Origin of the sequence: Streptomyces nodosus (genome assembly GCF_008704995.1) — a bacterium.
Classification (GTDB): Bacteria; Actinomycetota; Actinomycetes; order Streptomycetales; family Streptomycetaceae; genus Streptomyces; species Streptomyces nodosus.
In genome coordinates, this window is record NZ_CP023747.1 from 1,749,045 (window position 1) to 1,770,292 (window position 21,248).

Genomic DNA, 21,248 nt, shown 5'->3' on the forward strand with positions numbered 1-21,248 from the left:
CGGGGGCCGGTTCAGGCGAACTCGGCCGCCGGGGCGGGGGGACCTCCGAGTGCGTCGCGCCGCTCCGGCATCCTCAGGGTGGTCATCCGCCGCCAGCCCGCCAGCCGCTCATAGGCGTACACCGCGCGGATGCCCGCCGCGAGCGCCTTCGACCTGGCCTCGGACCAGCCGAGGATGCGCCCCATACGGGCCATGACCGCGAGGCTGACGTCACGGTGGACGCGGATCTCGGCGAACGCGCACTCGCGCAGCGTCCGCCGGATGAACCGGCCGTGTCCCGAGGCCGTGAAGCGCAGCAGTTCCTCGTGGCAGTAGGCGAGGTGGTTCTCCTCGTCGACGGAGATCATACGGACCGCCCGGCCGATCTCCGGGTGGTCCGCGAAGCGTCTGCGGAGCATCAGCATCTGTTCGGCGGCGCGCTGTTCGGTGACCCTGCTGTGTGCCAGATAGGTCACGACGTCCCGTACGGCGAGCGGCTGGTCGGACCTGAGTTTCGCGTGGGCCAGGCCGATGCCCCGGCGTTCCAGGAGCATGGTGTAGTCGGTCTCGGCGGGGACCGGGGCGGGTTTCAGACCACGCTTCCGCATCAGTGCCTCGAAGATCCGCCCGTGCTTGTCCTCGTCCGCGCCATGGCGGGCGATCTTCGGGGCGAGGGCGCGCTCGCTCTCCGGGACGAGCGCGGCGATCCGCCCGTTCTCCCAGCCGCCCTGCGCTTCCCCGCTGGCCGCGATGGAGCAGAACAGCCGGAAGGACTCGTCGTTGTCGAGGATCTCCTGGAACAGGCCTCTGGCCGACAGCATCGTGGGCACCTCTCTGCAGGACTCCACAGAGAACGAGTCAAAGGGCGCCCCCGGGGTGCTGCAACAGCTGTGCCGGGCCGCTCCGCCGAACGGAGGACGTCCCCGTTCGGGCCGGCGCGTAACCCTTGTGGGGCCCGGCGCGTTGTTCCCCGTGACGGCCGTGGCGGGGAAGACCCCCGAGCCCCCACCACGGCCGTAGTGAGCTTTCGTCGCCCGCCGGGCGGGCCGCTCCTGTCCGGTCAGGCCAGTCCGGCCCGCTCCAGGGCCTCCGAGCCGGCCCGGAGCGAGGCGATCCGCTCCTCCAAGGTGAAGCCCGCTGGCGCGAGGGTGAGGGTGGTGACGCCGGCCGCGGCATAGGCCTTCATCCGGTCGGCGATGCGGTCCACGGAGCCCAGCAGGGTGGTCCGGTCGATCAGCTCGTGCGGGACGGCCGCCGCGGCGCCCTGCTTGTCGCCGGACAGATACTTGTCCTGGATCTCGGCGGCCTCCTTCTCGTATCCCATGCGCCCGGCGAGCCGGTTGTAGAAGTTCTGCTTCCGGCTGCCCATGCCGCCGACGTACAGGGCGGTGTAGGGGCGGAAGGTGTCGGCCAGCGCGGCCACGTCCTTGTCCTCGCCGAGCGCGAGCGGGAGCGTGGGACAGATGTCGAAGCCGTCGAGGGTCTTGCCGGCCTTCTCCCGCCCCGCTCGCAGATGACTGACCGCGGTCTCCTCGAGGTGCTCGGCCGAGGGGAAGATGAGCAGGGCCCCGTCGGCGATCTCACCGGTCTGTTCCAGGTTCTTGGGGCCGATCGCGGCGATGTACAGCGGGATGTGCTCGCGCTCGGGGTGCACGGTCAGCCGCAGCGGCTTGCCGGGGCCGCCGGGCAGCGGGAGGGTCCAGTGCTCGCCCTCGTGCGACAGCCGCTCACGGCTCATCGCCTTCCGTACGATCTCCACGTACTCCCGGGTGCGGGCCAGCGGCTTGTCGAACTTGACGCCGTACCAGCCCTCGGAGACCTGCGGCCCGGAGACGCCCAGGCCGAGGCGGAAGCGGCCGCCGGAGAGCGAGTCGAGGGTGGCGGCGGTCATCGCGGTCATCGCCGGCTGGCGGGCCGGGATCTGGAAGATGGCGGAGCCGACGTCGATGCGTTCGGTCCGGGAGGCGACCCAGGAGAGCACGGTGGCCGCGTCCGAGCCGTATGCCTCGGCGGCCCAGCACACCGCGTACCCGAGCCGGTCGGCCTCCTGGGCCACGGCAAGGTTGTCCGCGTCCATTCCGGCGCCCCAGTAGCCGAGATTGATCCCGAGCTGCATGACCCATTCCCCTTACCCGTCAGTAACGTCTCTTTCCGCAGACCATAGCGCGGTGGCGGCCGGGGACGGGAGGGCAGCTCACCGGGCGGTGCATGGGAGGGCGACTCATGGGGAATCGGTTGTCCACAGGCACCCCACGGGCCCTGCTCAGGCCGTAATGTCGGCGCTCATGGAGCAGAGGCATCTCGGCCGTACCGGCCTTCGTGTGTCCCGGATCGGACTCGGCACCCTGACCTGGGGGCGCGACACGGACGAGCACGACGCCGCGGAGCAGTTGAAGGTGTTCTGGGAAGCGGGCGGGACCCTCGTCGACACGGCGGACGTCTATGGGGACGGGAAGGCCGAGCATGTGCTCGGGCGGCTTCTGGACCGGGTCGCGCGCCGTGACCTGGTCGTCTCGACGAAGGCGGGAAGCGTGCCGGACCCCGACCGCCGCTTCGACGGTTCCCGCGGTCATCTGCTCGCCGCGCTCGACGGGTCGCTCGCCCGTCTCGGCACGGACTATGTCGATCTGTGGCACCTCCATGCCTTCGACCCCCACACCCCGCTGGAGGAGACCCTTCAGGCACTCGACCTGGCGGTCGCCAGCGGGCGCGCGCGGTATGCGGGCGTGTCCAACTTCTGCGGCTGGCAGTTCGCGAAGGCGGCGACCTGGCAGCTCGCGGCGCCGGGCATCCGGACCCGAATCGCCAGTACCCAGATGGAGTACTCGCTGTTGCAGCGGGGCGTGGAGCGGGAGGTGCTGCCCGCGGCGCTGGACCTGGGGGTCGGTCTGCTGCCGTCCTCGCCGCTGGGCCGCGGGGTGCTCACCGGCAAGTACCGCCAGGCGACACCGGCCGACTCCCGTGGGGGATCGGATCACATGGCCCTGTTCGTCGCGCCCTATCTGGACGACACCGCGAACGGCATCGTCGACGCGGTGCAGACCGCCGCCGACGGGCTCGCGACCACTCCGCTCCAGGTGGCGCTGGCCTGGGTCCGCGACCGGCCGGGGGTGGTGGCCCCGATCGTCGGCGCGCGCACCGTGCAGCAGCTCACCGCGGCGTTGTCGGTGGAGGCCCTTAGTCTTCCTGACGAGATCTGCCGGGCGCTGGACGATGTGTCGGCCCCGGTGCACCGCTATCCCGATCATGACTGGAGCACGCTGTGACCACGGACCCGGAGAGCACGGGGACGGCCGGCCGGCCGGAGGAGCCGGAGGCCGGGACCGGCACGGACGGAACCGCGGAATCGGTGGTTCCGGGCGGCGAGGGCGACTCGGGCGAGGAGTCGGCGGCGCACCCCGGCACCGGCGGGGACAGCGGTGAGCGGTCCGGTGACGGCGGCGATCCCCAGCAGACCGAGGCCCAGGCGGAGCTGGCCGCCCAGCGGATCGAACGGGAGCGGATCGAGCGGCGCAAGGCCGAGCGGAAGGGGCCGATCCAGGCCGGCGGGAGGCTCAGCGGACCGGCCGCCGATCTGCTCGCCGCGGTGCGGGCCGTGGAGAGCGGCGACCGGCCGGTGCCGAGCGCCTTCAGCGAACCGGCGCCCGCCCCGCGCCGCGCCGCCGCCGAGCCGGTGCGGCCCGCCCGGCCCGCCGAGCCGATGGCGGCCCCGGCGGCCCCCGCCGCGGAGGTGGTCGAGGCGGTGGGTGCGGTGCTGGCCGAGGGCGGCGCCCCCGGCTCCCTCGCGCCCCGGGTCGCCGCGGCCCTCGGCGAGGGAGCGGACGCACGGCTGCGGGACGACCCCTGGCAGCTGTTGCGGATCACCGGGGTGCGGCCCGATCAGGCGGACGGTTTCGCCCGGGCGCTGCTCGGACCGCAGTGCGGCCCGGACGACGAGCGGCGGGCCCGCGCGACCACCGTCTGGCTGCTGGAGCAGGCGGCCCTGGCCGGGCACACCGCGCTGGAGGTCCCGGCCGTCGAGGCCGCGCTCGCCCAGCACTCGGTGCCGGATCCCGACGCGGCCGTGCGGAGCGCCATCGCCGAGGGCGAGGTGCTGGTCTTCCAGGACGCCCTCGAGCCCTCCGCGCCGGGGGGTGAGGAGGACGAGGAGGAGAGCCGGCCGGTCCGTGTGCTGATCGGCCTCGAGCGGTACGCGCTCGCGGAGGAGAGCCTCGCCGACGGACTGGCGCGGCTGATCGGCTCGGTGCCGAAGGAGGGCGGTCCGGCCGAGGAGTGGGAGCGGGCGGCCCGGTCGCTGCCCGGCTCGGGCGGGGAGCTGATCCGTGCGGTGGCGGCCCACGGTCTGGTGCTGCACACCGGCGGGCAGGCCGCGCACGCCGAGACGGCGGCCCTGGTCTCCGGGGCGCGCGGGCTCGGGCTGCGCGCCTGGGCCGCGCCGCACAGCCCGGCCGGGCGGGACGCGTTCGCCGCGCTGCTCGGCCGCCTCGACCCGTCGGGCGCCTCCGCCCAGGGGGCGCCCCCGTCGGTGGCCACGGTGGCGGGCCTGCTGTCCGGCGCCGAGGGCCCGGGCCGGGACGCGGACGGCACCCTGGACCTGGATCTGCTGATCGTGCTGGACGCGCCCCGGCTGGACGTGGAGACTGCGGCGCTGCTGGTCGAGTCGCTGCCGGACGGTGCCCGGCTGGTGCTGAGCGGCGACCCGGGGGTGCTGTGGTCGGTGGGTCCCGGGCGGGTGTTCGCCGATCTGCTCACCGCCCGGGTCTGCCCCCAGATCGCCTCGCGGACCCCCGACCCCGGTCCGATCGGCGAGCTGGTCTCCGCGACCGGCGTCGGTGAGCTCCCCCAGGTCGAGGCGCCCGGCAAGGAGGTCGTGATCGTGCCGGTACGGGAGGCCGCGGAGGCGGTGCACCGCACGGTGCAGCTGGTCGCGGACTCGGTGCCCCGGGCGATCGGGGTGCCCCCCGAGCAGACGCAGGTGATCACGCCGGGCCACGGTGGCGCGGCGGGGACCCGCGCGCTGAACGCGGCGCTCAAGGAGCGGCTCAATCCCGGTCCCGGCCGCTTCGGGGGCTTCGACCCCGGCGACCGGATCGCCTACTCCCCCGCCCCGGGCCGTACGCTGCCGGGGCAGGTGGTGCGGGCGGACGCCGAGGGGCTGCACCTGGACTGCGCGGGAGAGCCCCTCGTGGTGCCGAAGGAGCAGGTGGAGCGGTCCCTACGGCACGGATGGGCGCTGACCGCGCACCAGGCGGTGGGGCAGCGGTGGCCCGCGGTGGTCGTGGTGCTGCCCGGTGACGCGGCGCAGTCGCTCACCCGCCCCTGGGTGTACACGGCCTTCGGGCTCGCGGACCGCCATCTGTCCGTGGTGCACGGGGTGGAGCAGGCGTTGCCCCGGGCCGTGGCCGAGATCCCGGCCAAGCCCCGGACCACCCGTCTGCCCGTCCTGCTGAGCACGCAGTTCCCGGCGCCAGGGGGTGCGAGCTCTTGATCCCGTGGGGGAGACGCCGCCCCGCCCTAGGGCCGCGCGGCGCCTTTCCGACGAGCCCTCGAAGCAGAAGCCGCAAGCGGCAGCCCCAGCCCCTGACGCCACATCGGGCACGGGGCCTTGCCGCCTCGCCGAGCCCGGGGCCTGCCGGGCACGGGAGCCGCCGGGCACAGGTTCCGGGCGGGGACAGGACCCGGGCGGGCGACGGGCACGGTTCGGAGCGGTCGCCGTCGGCGGTCCGGCGTCCACCGATCCAGCGTCGTCCACCGATCCGGCGTCCGACGGTCCGCGTCCCGGTCATACGCGCCCTGCCGGACACCCAACCCGGCGGACACAGGACCCAGGCGGGGACAGGTCCGGGGCGTGCGACGGGCGCGGTCCGGACCGGTAGCCGTCGACAGCCTGCCGTCCAACGATCCGCGTCCCGGCCATACACGCCCCGCCGGACACCGAACCCGGCGGGCACAGGACCCGAGCGGGGACAAGCCCCAGGCGGGCGACGCGGCGCGGTTCGAACCGGTCGTCGTCGGCGGTCCGGTGTCCGCCGATCCAGCGGCGCCCGCCGATCCGGCGTCCATCGGTCCGCGTCCCGGTCGTACGTGCCCCGGCGGGGCGGGGCAGCCCTTGCGCGGACGGTCGTGGGCTAGCGGTCCGCGTCCAGTGGTTCCAGGTCGTCGTCCTCCAGCTCCGGGCCGGGCTCGAAGTCGTCGTCCTCGAGGCCGTCGTCGTCCGGCTCGTCGTCGAAGACCGCGCTGACGTCGAAGCGGCAGACGACCCGCTGGGGATCGACCTGCTCGAAGGGCGCCTCCAGCCATTCGCCCGGCTCCGCCGGTTCGTCCGCGGCCGTCACCCACAGTGTGGAGTCGCCCTCCTCCAGGCCGAACTCCGTGTGCCTGGAGGCGATCTCGTCCGGTTCGAACTCGCCGAAGAGCACGCCCAGCGCCCCGTGCACGGTGTCGGCCGAGGAGCCGGCTGCGAGCTCCTCGTCCGCGGCCTCCACCCGCTGTGCCTGCGCCAGCAGCCGCTGGGGCTCCGCCACCGCGTAGTCCCGGCGGATCAGCACGCTGAGGGCGTTCGGTTCCTCGGGTCCCAGGTACGGCGGCAGCGACTCCTCCGCACCGGGGATCTCGAAGGGAGTGACCTCGTCATAGCGGTCATACAGCAGTTCGTCGTACTCCTCGGCCGCCGCGGCCAGCTCGTTGAACGCCTCGTAGACGGCCGGGTCGTCCTCGCCCGTCCTGCGCTCCACCGCGGCCAGATGGCGGTCGAGCGCGGTCTTGACCGCCTCGGCGGCGGCGCGTACCTCGGCAGCTGTGGGCTGCGCAGCATCAGACATAGTGCAGACGCTATCCGTACCGGGCACCAGCCCGCACAATAGATGCGATGCCGGAATACGAATTTGTCGATGTGTATGTACCTCGCGGGGTCTCCCGCAAGGACGCCACACGCCTGCTCACGGACCATGCCGAGTACGGACACTGGGAGTTGGACCGCCTGAGTCTCCTGCGTGACGGCAGCCGCAGGGTGCGGTTGCGTCGGCGGATCATCCGCCAGGTGCGCGCCACATGGTAAGCGAAGACGGCTGAAACGGATCGGGCCCCCATCGGCAAGGGGGCCCGATCCGTTTCACCGACCACACGGGACACTTGCGCCACATCCGCCCCTGGGAGGCGTATGGGGTGTCCGACCGTGGTTACCTGCTCACGCGCGCCCGCCGGTAGAGCAGTGCGCCCCCGAGCAGCGTGCCCGCGCTCACCGACGCCAGCACGCCGAGCGGCAGCTCACTGCCGGTGTGGGCGAGCTGCGGGGCGTCCACGGTCGGGGTGACGGACTGCGTCCCGGAGTGGCTGATCTGCCGGGGGGTGTCGGCCGTCGGCTGCTGGGGCGTGCCGGGGTGGCTCGGCTGAGCAGGCTGTCCCGGGTTCGCGGGCGTCTCACTGCCGCCACCACCGGGAGGCGTCGTGTCGCCGCCGGGCGGGGTCGTGTCGTCCCAGCCGCCGGGCGGGGTCGTGTCGTCCCAGCCGCCGGGGGGCGTCGTGTGGTGCCAGCCACCGGGCGGGGTGGTGTCGTCCCAGCCACCGGGAGGCGTCGAGTGGTGACCGCAGTCGCAGTGGGGCGGGGTCACGCGGTGTCCACCGTGCGGAGGGGTCACCCCGTGGCCCCTGTGCGGCGGGGTCACCCGGTGGCCGCCGTGCGGGGCGCCGGAGCAGTCGTTGCCGGTCGCGCCGTCGCCGAGACCGATCACATCCACCGAGTTGCCGCAGAGGTTCACCGGGACGTCCACCGGCACCTGCACATGGTTGCCGGAGCCGACGCCGGGCGAGCCACCGGTGCGGCCGCCGGCGTGCGCGCCCCTGCCGGTGTGCGAACCGCCGCCGGTGTGGTCACCGCCCGTGTTGCCGCAGGCGTTGCCTGCCGCCGGGTTGAGCACTCCGATCACATTCACGGTGTTGCCGCACACATTCACCGGGATGTGTACGGGCACCTGCACCGAGTTGCCGGACAGCACGCCTGGCGAGCCGCTGGCCGCTCCCTGGGCGCTCGAGTCGGCGTGCGCATAGCCGCCGGTGACGGCGAGGACACCGGTCGCGGCCGCCACGGTCATCAGGCCCTTGCGGGTAGCCTGTCGCATTGCTGTTTCCCTGTCTTCGACCTTGTTGTGGACCTTCTAGAACGCGTCCGCACGCGATGTGTCACGGACGCGGAGCAACCGCTCGGCCCCGGAGCGCAGGTCACGCACTCCGAGGCCGGCGGACTCAGACCCTCATGGGATGAGGCACAACGTCAGCTGTTGACGCAGGTGTTGCCGAAGGCGGGGTTCAGCAGCCCGATCACCGAGATCGTGTTGCCGCAGACGTTCACCGGGACGTGCACCGGGACCTGGACGACATTGCCGGACAGAACTCCCGGGGAGTGCACGGCGGCACCCTGGGCGCCCGAGTCGGCGGCAGCCAGACCCGCACCCGCGAGAACCAGTCCACCGGTGGCAGCCGCAGCAGCGACGACCTTCTTGATCATCATTCCTCCTCGTTGGCAATGCGGTCCAAGCCTCGGACCGCACCCCGTGTAACGAGGAGGGAGTAATGGAGCTACGAGCTTATGGTCGCCTTCACCCTTTCCAGCAGTTTCCCGTACGTACAGGCGAATAGCGCGGGCTCGTCTCGGCGTGGGCACCGGGACGGACCGCGGAGCGTCGGGCGGCCGGTCAGGACGCGTCGATGAACCGGTCCAGGACCCGCACCCCGAACCGGAGCGCGTCCACCGGAACCCGCTCGTCGACGCCGTGGAACATGCCCGCGAAGTCCAGCTCCGGGGGAAGCTTCAGCGGCGCGAAGCCGAAGCCCCTGATCCCCAGGTCGTCGAAGGACTTGGCGTCCGTCCCGCCGGAGAGCATGTAGGGGATGGCCTTGGCGGCCGGGTCCTCGGCCCGGAGCGCGGACTGCATCGCCTCCACCAGCGCCCCGTCGAAGGTCGTCTCGACGGCCTTGTCCGCGTGCACGTCCTCGCGCCGCACCCGGGGGCCGAGGATCCGGTCCAGGTCGGCCAGGAACTCCTCCTCGAAGCCGGGCAGGAAACGCCCGTCGACATAGGCCGTCGCCTCCGAGGGGATGACGTTCACCTTGTAACCGGCGTTCAGCTGCGTGGGGTTGGCGGTGTTGCTCAGGGTCGCGCCGATGAGTTTGGCGATGCCCCCGAGCGTGGCCAGGGTCGCCTCCATGTCCTCCGGGTCCAGCTCGGTGCCGAGCGCGTCGCCGAGCTCGTCGAGGAAGGCGCGCGTGGTCTTGGTGACCCGCACCGGGAACCGGTGCCGCCCGAGCCGCGCGACGGCCTCGGAGAGCTCGGTGATCGCGTTGTCCCGGTGGATCATCGACCCGTGGCCCGCCGTGCCGGCCACGGTCAGCTTCATCCAGTGCATGCCCTTCTCGGCCGTCTGGATCAGATACAGCCGCCGCTGCTCGTTCACGGTGAACGAGAATCCGCCCACCTCGCTGATCGCCTCGGTGACGCCCTCGAAGAGCTCGGGATGCTTGTCGACGAGGTGGCGGGCGCCGTAGGTGCCGCCGGCCTCCTCGTCCGCGAGGAAGGCGAGGACGATGTCGCGCGGCGGCCTGCGCCCGCTGCGCAGCCGGTCACGGACGACCGCCAGGGTCATGGCGTCCATGTCCTTCATGTCGACCGCGCCGCGCCCCCACACGCATCCGTCGGCGATCTCCCCGGAGAACGGATGGTGCGTCCAGTCCCCCGCGTTGGCCGGGACGACATCGGTGTGGCCGTGGATCAGCAGCGCCGGCCGCGAGGGGTCCTCACCCTCTATACGGGCCACGGTGGAGGCCCGCCCCCGGTGCGACTCGAAGATCTGCGGCTCGAGCCCCACTTCGGCGAGCTTCTCGGCGACATACTCGGCGGCCGTCCGCTCACCGGGTCCGGAGTGGTCGCCGTAGTTGCTGGTGTCGATCCGGATCAGCTCACGGCAGAGGTCCACGACCTCGTCCTCGCCGGTGACGCCCCTGGTCGTGCCCGTCTCGGTCACGCTGCTTCCTCCCGGTTCACTGCTGGTGGTCCCCCTCATCCTCCCTCCGACCCCCACCGCTCCCCAAGGGGGTGCACAGCACGTCACGCCCCGTTCACACCGGAACAGGGCGTGATCGAACGCCCCCGAAAGCCTGGTAGTGTTTCCTTCGTCGCGGCGGGGAGAACCCGCACGACAGACACCCTGTCCGGGTGGCGGAATGGCAGACGCGCTAGCTTGAGGTGCTAGTGCCCTTTATCGGGCGTGGGGGTTCAAGTCCCCCCTCGGACACAACGAATGACGATACGGCAACGAGGACCTCGACCTTACGGTCGCGGTCCTCGTTGCGTGTTCGTAACTGATAGTGATGCCCAGGGCTTCGTGGAGCGGACCCTTCTTGTCTGGGGCGGCGGCGTGGCCCGAGGAACTGCACGCCCACGGAGTGGACCTGACCTGCGGCGATAACGTCACGAGCCCCACAAGGTCCGAGGCGTGGGGCCGGATACGCTGACGGCGTGATCGAGAATCTTCCTCCCTGCCCGAAGTGCTCGTGTGAGTACACCTACGAGATGAACGCCCTGGTGGTGTGTCCCGAGTGCGGCCATGAATGGGTGCCTGCCGAGACCGGTGCCGAAGGCGGCGACCCCGCCGGAGCGCGTGTCGTCAGGGACTCCGTCGGCAATGTGCTGCAGGACGGCGACTCCGTGGTGGTCGTGAAGGCACTGAAGGTCAAGGGCAGCCCGTCGGGGATCAAGGCCGGGACCAAGGTGCGCAGCATCCGGCTGGTCGACGGGATCGACGGGCATGACATCGACTGCAAGGTCGACGGGTTCGGGGCGATGCAGCTGAAGTCGAGCGTGGTGAAGAAAGCCTGATCCACCGACCCGTGCAAAATTTCGCGCATCCCGATGCCAGACATCGAGGGCAACGAATTCTGTATCGACTGAGCGTTCTCCGAGCCGGGGAGGCAGACAGCTGCCTTCCCGGTGCTCCTGTGGCCGCCGTCCCGCATGGGCACTGGGGTACCGTCGACGATCGGCACGGTGTTCGTACGGGTGGTAAGCCGCTACGAGCAGGATCCGGTGCCGTGGGTTCAGGCCGATGAACGGGGCTGCCCGGGATGGTTCCGACGACGTGATCGGACCAGGCGTGGCAAGATCATGACACCAAGATCAGCCGTTGCGGGACGGCCCTCCGTCGAAGTACACGAGCACGCGGCCGGTGTTGCCCGGATCGGTCTCCCGGCGCACGTACAGCTTCCTGATGTGCTTCTGGTCGAGGAACGCCAGGACGCGTCCGTGCAGTTGTCCCGACCCCTTCCCCGGGATGATTTCGGCGACCGGATCCCCGGAGTGGGCGGCCGCGAAGAGGAACTGGCGCAGGGCGAGTTCGATGTCGCGGTTGTTCCGGAAGATCGGATGCAAATCCAGACTGAGCACGCAACAACTCCTCGTTCACCAGAGCCCTCCTTGCGCGACGGCGACCGTATCGTCAGCCGTCAACTCACCCCTCGGACGCTCGCTCATAACGATACGCAGACAACGGCCTCGACCTGACGGTCGCGGTCCTTGTTGTTTTGTCGTACGTGACGGTGATGCGGAGGAGGCTACAGAGGACCTCGACAAGCCGTCTCCCCCGGCACTGTCGGTACACCGTCGACATGGCGCGGCAGCGCCCACGGGTTGGCCCGCTGCGCCGGCTGAGGCAGCAGGGCGTCGGGGACGTCCTGGTAGCAGACCGGGCGCTGGAAGCGTTCGATCGCGAGGCTGCCGACCGAGGTCGAGCGGGGGTCGCTGGTCGCGGGGAAGGATCCGCCGTGCACCATCGCATGGCCGACCTCAACGCCGGTCGGCCAGCCGTTGCAGAGGACCCGGCCGGCCTTGGTCTCCAGCAGGGGCAGCAGGCGGCGGGCCGCGTCGTGGTCCGCGTCGGTCGCGTGGACGGTGGCGGTGAGCCGGCCCTCGAGCCGCTCGATGCGCGGCAGGAGTTCGTCGGTCGAGCGGTAGCGGACGATCACGCCGGCAGCGCCGAAGACATCGTCACGCAGCGGCGAGCCCGGACGGTCGAAGACCTCGCCGGAGGCTTCGACCACCTGCGGGGCGGGAGCATCCAGCGCACCGGCAGAGCCGGCGCCGACGACCCGCACGTCCGGCGTCTCGCGCAACCGCGCGAGACGCCGGACGCATACGCCGGACTCCGAGCGGCTCCCGTGTGACGAGCGCGAGCTCGCGCTGCGGGGTCGGCATCACCTCGCCGGCGAGCTTGTCGCCTCGGCGCAGCTGACTCATGGCTGCATGGGATCACGCCACGAGGAGGCCGCACATGCGTCATTTGACGGACGCAGCAGCCGTCGGTCCGCTCAGAACGGCGCTCGGTTGGCCTGGGCGGCGGGGCCGTTTCTAGACTTGGGGTGTGGCCCGGGCCAACGACGAGGTCGAGGCGCTCCTCCAGGAGTACGCGGACCTCATCGCCATCACGGGAGGCGACGCCTTCAAGGCGCGCGCCTATGAGAAGGCCGCGCGCGCGATCGGCGGTCATCCCGCCGATGTCTCCCGGCTGGACGCCGAGGGTCTGCGGGACATCCCGAATGTGGGCCGGTCGATCGCCGACAAGGTGCTCGAATATCTGCACACCGGCACCGTCGCGGCGGTCGAGGAGCGCCGGGCGAACATCCCCGCCGGGGTGCGGGAGCTGATCGCGATCCCCACGCTCGGCCCCAAGAAGGCCCTGCGGCTCTATCAGGACCTGCACATCTCCTCGGTGAACGAGCTGGCCGCCGCCATCGAGGCGGACGCCCTGCACGATCTGAAGGGTTTCGGCCCCAGGACGCAGGAGAACATCCTGCACGGCATCACGCTGATGCAGCAGGCGGGCGGCCGTATCCCGCTGCATCTGGCCCTGGAGACCGCGGAGGAGATCGTCTCCGAGCTGTCCGGGTTGACCGGCTGCAAGCGCTGCGCCTACGCCGGTTCGCTGCGCCGGATGCGGGAGACCGTCGGCGACATCGATGTGCTGGTCGCCGCCCGGCGGTCCGCCCCCTTCATGGACGCGCTGGCCGCGCTGCCGTCCACCGCCGAGGTGATCGCCCACGGTTCGAAGAAGACGTCGATCCGGACGGGCAAGGGTGTCCAGGTGGATCTGCGGGTCCTGCCGCCGGAGTCATGGGGTGCCGGACTCCAGTACTTCACCGGGTCCAAGGCGCACAACATCCGCACCCGCACCATCGCCGTGCGGCACGGGCTGAAGCTGTCCGAGTACGGTCTGTTCGAGGTGGAGAGCAGGCAGTCGCTGGCCTCCCGCAGCGAGGAGGAGGTGTACGCCCGGCTCGGGCTGCCCTGGATACCGCCCACGCTGCGGGAGGACCGGGGGGAGATCCAGGCGGCGCTGCGCGGTGAGCTGCCGGAGATCGTGACCGAGCGGGACATCCGCGGTGATCTCCATACCCATACGGATCTCACCGACGGGCTCGCCCCGCTGGAGGAGATGGTGGCGGCAGCCGCCGAGCGGGGCCTGGCGTACTACGCGGTCACCGATCACGCGCCCCGTCTGTATATGCAGCGGATGACCGACGAGAAGATCCTCGCCCAGCGGGAGCGGGTGCGGGAGCTGGACGGCGTCCATCACGGGATGCGGCTGCTGCACGGGACCGAGCTCAACATCGGTCCCGAGGGGGAGGTGGACTGGCCCGACGAGTTCCTGGCCGGCTTCGACCTCTGTGTGGCCTCCCTGCACTCCCATTTCGACCTGGGCCGCAAGGAGATGACCCGGCGGCTGGTGCGGGCCTGCGAGAACCCGTACGTCCATGTCCTCGGCCATCCGACGACCCGGCTGATCGGCAGACGGCCCGGGGTCGACGCCGACTGGGACGAGGTGTTCGCCGTCTGTGCGCGCGCCGGCACCGCGCTGGAGATCAACGCCCAGCCCGACCGGCTCGATCTGTGCGACGAGGAGATCCTGCGTGCCAAGGAGCACGGCGTGAAGTTCGCCGTGGACACCGACGCCCACTCGGTGCTGCACCTCGGCTATCTGCGCTACGGCGTCGGCACCGCCCAACGCGGCTGGCTCACCCGGGACGACGTGATCAACACCTGGCCGCTGCGCAGCCTGCGCCGCTTCCTGTCGAAGGGCGGGAGGAGCAGGAAGGGTGCGGCTGGATGAACAAGGCCCTAGGTGTGCCGGCACGACCGCAGGGAGCGCAGGGTGAGGGTGCCGTCGGGGCCGGGCTCCACGCGGGTGCCGAAGTCCCGGCTGTGCCGGTCGAGTTGGGCGCACAGCCAGCGGGTGTCGTCGGCCGTGGCGTGTTCCAGGCGCATCCGGCGTGCCTGGAGGGGAACGATCCGCACCCCGGCGAACCGCCCGGTGTCCCGTTCCACCGAGACCAGATACAGCGGCCGCAGGTCGTCCCGGTACCGCTCGTAGCCGCCGATGCCCTCGTAGTCGTCGATCAGGTCGCCGCAGCCGTAGAGGACGAGTCGGCCCCGGTACGCCTCCAGCGGGCGCGGGTGGTGCGAGGAGTGCCCGTGCACGATGTCCACGCCCGCGTCGACGAGCGCATGGGCGAAGCGGACCTCGGCGCGGCAGACGGCGTAGCCCCAGTTGGGGCCCCAGTGGACCGAGGCGACCACGATGTCGCCCGGGCGCCTCAGCTGCCGCAGTCGCTCGGCGCACACGGCCGCGGCCGCCTCCGAGGGTCCCGCGACGAGTTCCACACCGGGCCGGTCCCCGGTGGCGGCCCAGTCCTCCGGGATCCCGCTGGACGGCATCCCGAAGGAGAACACCAGCACCCGGCCGCCCCCGTCCAGGGGGACCGCCGCGGGCCGGCCCGCGTCGAGGGCGTCGCGGCCCGCCCCCGCGGTCCGCAGTCCCGCCTCCGCCAGGGCGGCGAGCGTCTCCGTCAGGCCGTTCCGGCCGAAGTCGAGGACATGGTTGTTGGCCAGGACGCTGACGTCCGGGCGGATCGTGGCCAGGCACGGCAGATTGGCCGGGCTCATCCGGTAGTGGACGCCCTTGCCGGGGGCGAACTCCCCGTCCCCGGTGACGGAGGTCTCCAGATTGATCACCCGTACATCGGGGGCGGCCTCGTCCAGTACCGCCGGTGCCTCGCCCCACGGCCAGTCGAAGGGGACCGGCCGGGGTATCGGGCCGTTCGCCGCCTCGGCCAGGCCGACATAGGCCCGGGCGTCATGGATGTAGGTCTCCCGCAGCGCCGGGTTCCCGGGGTGCGGAAGGATCTGGTCGACGCCCCGGCCGAGCATCACGTCACCGCCGAGGAACAGGGTGACCAGGCCGTCCTGCACCCTTCCACGCTAAATCCGTCGCGGACGCGGTGCGAGGGTCTGCACATGGGCGGGGGTGCGAGGGTCTACACATGCGCGGGGGCCATATGGTCGGTGAACCAGTCACGGGCCAGTTCGGCCACCGTCCGCAGCGCGCCGGGCTCCTCGAACAGGTGGGTGGCGCCGGGGACGACCGCGAGCCGGCTCTCGCAGCGCAGCCGGGCCTGTGCCTGCCGGTTGAGGTCGAGCACGACCGGGTCGGCGCCGCCCACGATGAGCAGGGTGGGGGCGGTCACCTCGGGCAGCCGGGGCCCGGCGAGGTCGGGTCTGCCGCCCCGGGAGACGACCGCGGCGATACGCGGTTCCGGCTCCGCGGCGGCCCACAGGGCGGCGGCCGCCCCGGTGCTGGCGCCGAAGTAGCCGAGGGCGAGCCCCTCGGTGCCGGGCCGTTCGAGCAGTGACCGGGTGGTCTCGGTGAGCCGTGCGGCCAGCAGACCGGTGTCGAACACATGGGCCCGGTCGCGTTCCTCCTCCTCGGTGAGCAGGTCGAAGAGCAGGGTGCCGAGCCCGGCCCGGTTCAGTTCTGCGGCCACGAACTGGTTGCGGGGGCTGTGCCGGCTGCTGCCGCTGCCGTGGGCGAAGACCACGATCCCGGCCGCGTCCTCGGGCACGGTCAGCCGGCCCCGCAGCCGTACGGCGCCGACGGCCATCTCCACCTCCTGGTCCCGGGGCCCTGCCCCGGCAAAGCCGTGCGGGCGGCCCGCGGTGCGCTCCAGGCAGACGGCGACCTCCCGGTCGTCGACCTGGGCGAAGTCGATGTAGAACTGGCCGACCGCGTAGAAGTCCAGCGGGGTGTCCAGGGCGACCAGTTCATCGGCCTCCCCGCCCAGCCGTTCGGTCCAGTCGTGCGGTGCGACGGGCACCGCCAGCACGATCCGCGCCGCGCCACGGGCCCGGGCGATCCGGCAGGCCGCCCGCGCGGTCGAGCCGGTGGCCACCCCGTCGTCGATCACCACCACGGTCCGCCCGTCGACGCGGACCGGGGCACGTCCGCCCCGATAGCGCCTGCCCCGTCGTTCCAGCACCTCGCGCTCGTTCCGCTCGACCCGGGCCAGCTCCTCCGGGGTCACGCGGGCCTCGCGCACCACCGCGTCGTTGATCACCCGCACGCCGTCCTCGCCGAGTGCTCCCATGCCCAGCTCCGGCTGGTAGGGCACCCCCAGCTTCCGGACCAGGCATACGTCCAGAGGCGCGCCGAGCGCCTCGGCCACCTCCGCGGCGACCGGCACTCCTCCCCTGGGCAGCCCCAGCACCACGACGTCCTCGTCCCTGAGGTGGCACAGGCGTTCGCCCAGCAGCCGGCCGGCTTCGAGACGATCCATGAAGACCACGATGCGGCCTCCTCACTCCCGTGGAGCCCAGAGCGGAGCGGGAGGGGTGTCCTCGGGCACCCCGGCCGTCGACAGGTCGCCCGCGGCGGCGCGCAGCAGCTGCCGGCCCAGCGAGATCAGTGCCCGTCCGGCGGCGAGTTCGTCGCCGATCCCGGGCACCGCCGTGTCGTCGGGGTTCCGGTGGGCCTCCGCACAGCTCTCCAGCACATGGTCACCGGTGTCCAGGACGATCCGGGCCTTGGTGGCCGGGTCGCGTTCGGACAGGTAGAGGTTGAGCCTCCACTCCTTGGCGGACGGAGGCGGGCTCCCGTCGGCTCCGGTCATCGTCCGTCCTCCTCACATCCGTACGGCCCGCACGCCGGTGCGGGGCGACGGGCACCGCGGGCACGGGGCGTACGGCCCTCTTCCACTGTGACTCCGTCGGGCGCGCGATGCATGGTGCGTGCCGCCCGGCGCACGGTGCCCGCGGGGACGCGTCGCCGTGGCGGGCAGAATGGGGGCCATGACCACGCGTTCCTGCCCCTGCGGGCTGCCCGGGGAGTACGAGAGCTGCTGCGGCCGTTTCCACACGGGTGCCGCCACCGCGCCGACCGCCGAGGCGCTGATGCGGTCGCGGTACAGCGCGTTCGTGAAGGGGGAGGCGGGCTATCTGCTGCGGACCTGGCATCCGGGCACCCGCCCCGCGCGCCTCGACCTCGATCCCGGGATGCGCTGGACGGGGCTTGAGGTCCTGGACAGCACGGACGGTTCCGCCTTCCACACCACGGGGACGGTGACCTTCCAGGCCTCCTACCGGGGCGGTGTCCTGCGGGAGCACAGCCGGTTCGAACGGGTCGACGGGGCCTGGGTGTACGTCGACGGGGACCTCGGCTGAGGCGTCCGGGGCCTTCCCCTAGAGGGGCTGTCGGGCGGCGGGGCGGGCGTCGCTACGGCGCCAGGATGTCCAGTTCGTGCAGCGCGCCGACCGTGATCTCGCGGGTGAGCCGCTCCGCGCGGTCCGCGTCACCCTCCCGTACCGCCTCGGCGACCCGCACATGCAGGGTGACGGCGGCCGGGTCGGGGTCCTCGAACATGACGTCGTGGTGGGTGCGGCCGGACAGGACCTCGGCGACCACGTCTCCCAGCCGGGCGAACATCTCGTTGCCGGACGCGTCCAGGACGACCCGGTGGAAGGCCACGTCATGGATCAGATAGGCCTCCAGCTGATGGCCGCGCGCATTGGCGACCATGCCCAGCGCGCATTCGGTGAGCCGGGCGCACTGCTCGGCCGTGGCGTGGCGCGCGGCCAGTCGCGCGGCCACCGGTTCGACCGCGGAGCGCAGCACGGTCAGTGAGCGCAGCTGCCGCGGGCGGTCGGCGCCGGCCAGACGCCATCGGATGACCTGGGGGTCGTAGACGTTCCACTCGGTGTCGGGGCGGACCGTGACCCCCACCCGGCGGCGGGACTCCACCAGGTGCATCGACTCCAGGACGCGCACCGCCTCGCGCATCACGGAGCGCGACACCTCGAAGTGCTGGGCGAGTTCGTCGGTGCGCAGCACACTGCCCGCCGGGTACTCCCCCGCGGTGATCGCGGGCCCGAGGGTGTCCAGTACATGGCCGTGCAACCCCCGGCCCGGTGTGGTCATGGACTCAGAGTACGAGGCGGATCACGCCCCAAAAAAGTCAGACTTATATGTCACAGGGGCTTGAATTAGTCGTACCTAATGGGTTTCAGTGACCTCGACAGCAGTCGACGAAGACAGCGAGGAAGCGATGAGTACCCCCCACGTCGTCGTGGTCATGGGCGTCTCGGGCACGGGGAAGACCACCATCGGTGCCCTGCTCGCGGCCCGTCTCGGCGTCCCGTACGCCGAGGGCGACGACTTCCACCCCCCGGCCAACATCGCCAAGATGTCGGCCGGGGTCCCGCTCGACGACGAGGACCGGCGGCCCTGGCTGGATGCCATCGGTGCCTGGGCGCACGAGCGGGCCGGACACGGTGGGGTGGTCAGCAGTTCGGCGCTGAAGCGGGCGTACCGCGACCGGTTGCGGGCCGCGGCTCCCGGCGTCGTCTTCGTGCATCTCACGGGCGACCGCTCGCTGATCGAGGAGCGACTGGCGCATCGGCAGGGGCACTTCATGCCCACGACCCTGCTGGACTCCCAGTTCGCCGCGCTCCAGCCGCTGGAGGCGGACGAGCGGGGGGTCGCGGTGGATGTCTCGGGCAGCCCCGAGGAGATCACCGCCCGCGCCCTGAACGCCCTGGGGGATCTGGAGCGGTCCGCCGCCCCGCAGTAGTCCCCGCAACCGCACCTCCGCGGCAGTCCCCCACCTTCGCGGCATCCCCCGGCCTTGTGGCGGGCCCCCTCCCCGGGACCGTCGTGCCGGGATCTCCCCCATCCGAATCGAGAGTTCCTCTCCTCCACCCAAGGGAACCCCCGTGACCAGACTCAGCGTCGAGATACTGGCAGCGGACACCGTCGAGCCGATCACCTCGGCGGGCCACGCTCAACTGGGCATCGCGGTACTGGCGGGCATCGCCCTCATCGTGCTGCTCATCACCAAGTTCAAGCTCCACGCCTTCCTGGCCCTCACCATCGGCTCGCTCGCACTCGGCGCGTTCGCCGGGGCGCCGCTGGACAAGGCCATCGCCAGCTTCACCGCCGGGCTCGGGTCGACCGTCGCCGGCGTGGGCGTCCTGATCGCCCTCGGCTCGATCCTCGGCAAGCTGCTCTCCGACTCCGGCGGCGCGGACCGGATCGTGGACACGATCCTGGCCAGGGCCGGTGGACGGGCGATGCCCTGGGCGATGGTGCTGATCGCCTCGCTGATCGGTCTTCCGCTGTTCTTCGAGGTCGGCATCGTGCTGCTGATCCCGGTGGTGCTGATGGTCGCCAAGCGCGGCAACTACTCGCTGATGCGCATCGGCATCCCGGCGCTCGCGGGTCTGTCCGTGATGCACGGTCTGGTCCCGCCGCACCCCGGTCCGCTGGTCGCCATCGACGCCGTGCAGGCCAACCTCGGTGTGACGCTGGCGCTGGGTGTGCTGGTCGCCGTCCCCACGGTGATCATCGCCGGTCCGCTGTTCTCCAAGGTCGCCGCCCGCTGGGTGGACGTCCCGGTCCCCGAGCGGATGGTCCCGCCGCGTCCTTCCGAGGATCTGGAGAAGCGCCCCGGCTTCGGTGTCACGCTGGCCACGGTGCTGCTGCCGGTCGTCCTGATGCTGTCCAAGGCCCTGGTGGACATCGTGGTGGACGATCCCGCGCACACGGTGCAGCGCGTCTTCGATGTGATCGGCTCTCCGATGATCGCCCTGCTCGTCTCGGTGATCGTGGGCATCTTCACGCTGGGCCGCCCGGCCGGTTTCAGCAAGCAGCAGCTCTCCGGGATCGTGGAGAAGAGCCTGATGCCGATCGCCGGCATCCTGCTGATCGTCGGCGCCGGCGGCGGCTTCAAGCAGACGCTGATCGACGCCGGTGTGGGCCAGATGGTCCTCGACGTCTCCAAGAGCTGGTCGATACCCGCGCTGCTGCTGGCCTGGCTGATCGCGGTGGCGATCCGGCTGGCCACCGGTTCGGCGACGGTGGCGACGGTCTCCGCCGCCGGTCTGGTCGCACCGCTCGCGGCCGACATGTCGACCACCCACGCCGCCCTGCTGGTGCTGGCCATCGGCGCCGGCTCGCTGTTCCTGAGCCATGTCAACGACGCGGGGTTCTGGCTGGTCAAGGAGTACTTCGGGCTCAGCGTCGGCCAGAACCTGAAGACCTGGTCCGTCATGGAGTGCATCATCTCCGTGGTCGCCGGGGGCCTGGTCCTGCTGCTGTCGCTCGTCATCTAGGAGTCCTGGCATGGGTCACCCGCTCTTCGACATCGCCGGCCGCAGGGCACTGGTCACCGGTTCCAGCCGGGGCATCGGGCTCGCGCTGGCCCGGGGCCTGCTGGAGGCCGGCTGCACGGTGGTCCTCAACGGACGGGACGCCGGACGGCTGAAGGAGGCCGCGACGGAGCTGCCCGGGGACGTCCGTACGGCCGTCTTCGACGTGACCGACGGGGCTGCGGTCGCCGCCGGTGTCGCGGACGTCGAGGAGCGGGTGGGCCCGCTCGACATCCTGGTCAACAACGCGGGGATGCAACTGCGGGCCCCGCTCCTGGAGTTCGCCGACGCCGACTGGCACCGGATCCTGGACACCAACCTCACCAGCGCCTTCCTGGTCGGCCGCGAGGCGGCCCGGCGGATGACGGCACGCGGCCACGGGAAGATCATCAACATCTGCTCGCTGCAGAGCGAGGTCGTCCGCCCCGGTATCGCGCCCTATGCGGCGACCAAGGGCGCGCTGAAGATGCTCACCAAGGGCATGTGCGCGGACTGGGGGCCGTACGGCGTGCAGGTCAACGCGCTCGGCCCCGGCTATATCGAGACCGAACTGACCCGGCCGCTGGTGGCGGACGAGGAGTTCAGCTCCTGGGTACGGCAGCGCACTCCGGCCGGGCGCTGGGGGCGCACCGAGGACCTGGTCGGCGGGCTGCTGTTCCTCGCCTCCCCCGCGGCGGACTTCGTCGGCGGGCAGGTGCTGTACGTCGACGGGGGCATGACGAGCGTGCTGTAGGAACGCGGAAGGGAGCCC

The 21,248-nt window shown here is 71.8% G+C and carries 21 protein-coding genes and 1 tRNA gene; 10 read left to right on the top strand and 12 right to left on the bottom strand.

Features of this window, described 5'->3' with window-relative positions; genetic code table 11:
- Nucleotides 1-11: 11 nt before the first annotated feature.
- Together CP978_RS07960 and CP978_RS07965 are read right to left on the bottom strand one after the other, a co-directional pair.
- Nucleotides 12-800 (bottom strand): ferritin family protein, encoded by a 789-nt coding sequence (locus tag CP978_RS07960; protein WP_043438830.1) that lies wholly within the window; start codon nucleotides 798-800, stop codon nucleotides 12-14.
- A gap of 239 nt (nucleotides 801-1,039) precedes the next feature.
- Nucleotides 1,040-2,095: an LLM class F420-dependent oxidoreductase gene (locus tag CP978_RS07965; RefSeq protein WP_043438832.1), complete on the bottom strand. Its 1,056-nt coding sequence runs from the start codon at nucleotides 2,093-2,095 to the stop codon at nucleotides 1,040-1,042.
- Nucleotides 2,096-2,264: 169 nt separating this feature from the next.
- Between CP978_RS07965 and CP978_RS07970 the strand changes: the two genes are divergently transcribed.
- Entirely contained in the window at nucleotides 2,265-3,245 is a 981-nt protein-coding gene (locus CP978_RS07970; protein ID WP_043438834.1) for an aldo/keto reductase, read from the top strand.
- Complete coding sequence (locus CP978_RS07975) at nucleotides 3,242-5,467, top strand: ATP-dependent DNA helicase (protein WP_150478167.1); 2,226 nt, start codon at nucleotides 3,242-3,244, stop codon at nucleotides 5,465-5,467. Before CP978_RS07970 ends, CP978_RS07975 begins: the two co-directional genes overlap by 4 nt.
- A gap of 640 nt (nucleotides 5,468-6,107) precedes the next feature.
- On the opposite strand, the gene CP978_RS07980 is transcribed toward CP978_RS07975, so the two are convergent.
- On the bottom strand, nucleotides 6,108-6,800 hold the full coding sequence (locus CP978_RS07980) for a hypothetical protein (RefSeq protein ID WP_043438835.1): 693 nt from the start codon (nucleotides 6,798-6,800) through the stop codon (nucleotides 6,108-6,110).
- A 47-nt stretch (nucleotides 6,801-6,847) separates the two neighbouring features.
- Between CP978_RS07980 and CP978_RS07985 the strand changes: the two genes are divergently transcribed.
- Complete coding sequence (locus tag CP978_RS07985; RefSeq protein ID WP_005485166.1) at nucleotides 6,848-7,036, top strand: DUF5703 family protein; 189 nt, start codon at nucleotides 6,848-6,850, stop codon at nucleotides 7,034-7,036.
- A 121-nt stretch (nucleotides 7,037-7,157) separates the two neighbouring features.
- Here CP978_RS07985 and CP978_RS07990 read toward each other — a convergent pair whose 3' ends face one another.
- The 3 genes from CP978_RS07990 to CP978_RS08000 form a co-directional block, all read right to left on the bottom strand.
- The gene (locus CP978_RS07990) at nucleotides 7,158-8,096 is read right to left on the bottom strand and encodes a chaplin (protein WP_043438839.1); all 939 of its coding nucleotides are present in this window, start codon (nucleotides 8,094-8,096) and stop codon (nucleotides 7,158-7,160) included.
- Nucleotides 8,097-8,248: 152 nt separating this feature from the next.
- Complete coding sequence (chpH, locus tag CP978_RS07995; protein ID WP_043438843.1) at nucleotides 8,249-8,482, bottom strand: chaplin ChpH; 234 nt, start codon at nucleotides 8,480-8,482, stop codon at nucleotides 8,249-8,251.
- A gap of 187 nt (nucleotides 8,483-8,669) precedes the next feature.
- The gene (locus tag CP978_RS08000) at nucleotides 8,670-9,995 is read right to left on the bottom strand and encodes a M20/M25/M40 family metallo-hydrolase (RefSeq protein WP_043438845.1); all 1,326 of its coding nucleotides are present in this window, start codon (nucleotides 9,993-9,995) and stop codon (nucleotides 8,670-8,672) included.
- 185 nt (nucleotides 9,996-10,180) lie between these two features.
- Here CP978_RS08000 and CP978_RS08005 point away from each other — a divergent pair.
- A tRNA-Leu gene (locus tag CP978_RS08005) sits at nucleotides 10,181-10,265 on the top strand.
- 224 nt (nucleotides 10,266-10,489) lie between these two features.
- Nucleotides 10,490-10,849: a zinc ribbon domain-containing protein YjdM gene (locus CP978_RS08010; RefSeq protein WP_043438848.1), complete on the top strand. Its 360-nt coding sequence runs from the start codon at nucleotides 10,490-10,492 to the stop codon at nucleotides 10,847-10,849.
- 297 nt (nucleotides 10,850-11,146) lie between these two features.
- On the opposite strand, the gene CP978_RS08015 is transcribed toward CP978_RS08010, so the two are convergent.
- Both CP978_RS08015 and CP978_RS08020 read right to left on the bottom strand, forming a co-directional pair.
- Nucleotides 11,147-11,413, bottom strand: a complete 267-nt coding sequence (locus CP978_RS08015; RefSeq protein ID WP_043438851.1) for a Smr/MutS family protein — start codon at nucleotides 11,411-11,413, stop codon at nucleotides 11,147-11,149.
- A gap of 167 nt (nucleotides 11,414-11,580) precedes the next feature.
- Nucleotides 11,581-12,138 (bottom strand): aldehyde dehydrogenase family protein, encoded by a 558-nt coding sequence (locus CP978_RS08020; RefSeq protein ID WP_043438854.1) that lies wholly within the window; start codon nucleotides 12,136-12,138, stop codon nucleotides 11,581-11,583.
- 248 nt (nucleotides 12,139-12,386) lie between these two features.
- Between CP978_RS08020 and polX the strand changes: the two genes are divergently transcribed.
- Nucleotides 12,387-14,132: a DNA polymerase/3'-5' exonuclease PolX gene (gene polX, locus CP978_RS08025; protein ID WP_043438856.1), complete on the top strand. Its 1,746-nt coding sequence runs from the start codon at nucleotides 12,387-12,389 to the stop codon at nucleotides 14,130-14,132.
- A gap of 8 nt (nucleotides 14,133-14,140) precedes the next feature.
- Here the strand turns inward: polX and CP978_RS08030 are convergent, their stop codons facing one another.
- From CP978_RS08030 to CP978_RS08040, 3 genes are all read right to left on the bottom strand, one after another.
- The gene (locus tag CP978_RS08030) at nucleotides 14,141-15,271 is read right to left on the bottom strand and encodes a CapA family protein (RefSeq protein ID WP_043438858.1); all 1,131 of its coding nucleotides are present in this window, start codon (nucleotides 15,269-15,271) and stop codon (nucleotides 14,141-14,143) included.
- A gap of 65 nt (nucleotides 15,272-15,336) precedes the next feature.
- Nucleotides 15,337-16,641 (bottom strand): phosphoribosyltransferase family protein, encoded by a 1,305-nt coding sequence (locus CP978_RS08035; protein ID WP_043438860.1) that lies wholly within the window; start codon nucleotides 16,639-16,641, stop codon nucleotides 15,337-15,339.
- A 12-nt stretch (nucleotides 16,642-16,653) separates the two neighbouring features.
- On the bottom strand, nucleotides 16,654-16,965 hold the full coding sequence (locus tag CP978_RS08040; protein WP_043438871.1) for a dsRBD fold-containing protein: 312 nt from the start codon (nucleotides 16,963-16,965) through the stop codon (nucleotides 16,654-16,656).
- Nucleotides 16,966-17,143: 178 nt separating this feature from the next.
- Between CP978_RS08040 and CP978_RS08045 the strand changes: the two genes are divergently transcribed.
- Nucleotides 17,144-17,515 (top strand): YchJ family protein, encoded by a 372-nt coding sequence (locus tag CP978_RS08045; RefSeq protein WP_107070363.1) that lies wholly within the window; start codon nucleotides 17,144-17,146, stop codon nucleotides 17,513-17,515.
- Between the two features lie 52 nt (nucleotides 17,516-17,567).
- Here the strand turns inward: CP978_RS08045 and CP978_RS08050 are convergent, their stop codons facing one another.
- Nucleotides 17,568-18,269 (bottom strand): FadR/GntR family transcriptional regulator, encoded by a 702-nt coding sequence (locus CP978_RS08050; RefSeq protein WP_043438875.1) that lies wholly within the window; start codon nucleotides 18,267-18,269, stop codon nucleotides 17,568-17,570.
- Nucleotides 18,270-18,396: 127 nt separating this feature from the next.
- Here CP978_RS08050 and CP978_RS08055 point away from each other — a divergent pair, with 127 nt between their 5' ends.
- From CP978_RS08055 to CP978_RS08065, 3 genes are all read left to right on the top strand, one after another.
- Nucleotides 18,397-18,921 carry a gluconokinase gene (locus tag CP978_RS08055; RefSeq protein WP_043438877.1) on the top strand — a complete coding sequence of 175 codons (525 nt, stop codon included), beginning with the start codon at nucleotides 18,397-18,399 and terminating at the stop codon, nucleotides 18,919-18,921.
- Between the two features lie 142 nt (nucleotides 18,922-19,063).
- On the top strand, nucleotides 19,064-20,461 hold the full coding sequence (locus CP978_RS08060; RefSeq protein ID WP_043438878.1) for a GntT/GntP/DsdX family permease: 1,398 nt from the start codon (nucleotides 19,064-19,066) through the stop codon (nucleotides 20,459-20,461).
- Nucleotides 20,462-20,471: 10 nt separating this feature from the next.
- Entirely contained in the window at nucleotides 20,472-21,230 is a 759-nt protein-coding gene (locus tag CP978_RS08065; RefSeq protein WP_043438880.1) for an SDR family oxidoreductase, read from the top strand.
- Nucleotides 21,231-21,248: the final 18 nt, after the last annotated feature.

Coding starts and splice junctions, on each gene's coding strand:
- CP978_RS08050 (WP_043438875.1), bottom strand. CDS start 18,269: ATGACCACACCGGGCCGGGGGTTGCACGGCCATGTACTGGACACCCTC.
- CP978_RS08045 (WP_107070363.1), top strand. CDS start 17,144: ATGACCACGCGTTCCTGCCCCTGCGGGCTGCCCGGGGAGTACGAGAGC.
- CP978_RS08055 (WP_043438877.1), top strand. CDS start 18,397: ATGAGTACCCCCCACGTCGTCGTGGTCATGGGCGTCTCGGGCACGGGG.
- chpH (WP_043438843.1), bottom strand. CDS start 8,482: ATGATCAAGAAGGTCGTCGCTGCTGCGGCTGCCACCGGTGGACTGGTT.
- CP978_RS07965 (WP_043438832.1), bottom strand. CDS start 2,095: ATGCAGCTCGGGATCAATCTCGGCTACTGGGGCGCCGGAATGGACGCG.
- CP978_RS07970 (WP_043438834.1), top strand. CDS start 2,265: ATGGAGCAGAGGCATCTCGGCCGTACCGGCCTTCGTGTGTCCCGGATC.
- CP978_RS08065 (WP_043438880.1), top strand. CDS start 20,472: ATGGGTCACCCGCTCTTCGACATCGCCGGCCGCAGGGCACTGGTCACC.
- CP978_RS07990 (WP_043438839.1), bottom strand. CDS start 8,096: ATGCGACAGGCTACCCGCAAGGGCCTGATGACCGTGGCGGCCGCGACC.
- CP978_RS07980 (WP_043438835.1), bottom strand. CDS start 6,800: ATGTCTGATGCTGCGCAGCCCACAGCTGCCGAGGTACGCGCCGCCGCC.
- CP978_RS07985 (WP_005485166.1), top strand. CDS start 6,848: ATGCCGGAATACGAATTTGTCGATGTGTATGTACCTCGCGGGGTCTCC.
- CP978_RS08040 (WP_043438871.1), bottom strand. CDS start 16,965: ATGACCGGAGCCGACGGGAGCCCGCCTCCGTCCGCCAAGGAGTGGAGG.
- CP978_RS07960 (WP_043438830.1), bottom strand. CDS start 800: ATGCTGTCGGCCAGAGGCCTGTTCCAGGAGATCCTCGACAACGACGAG.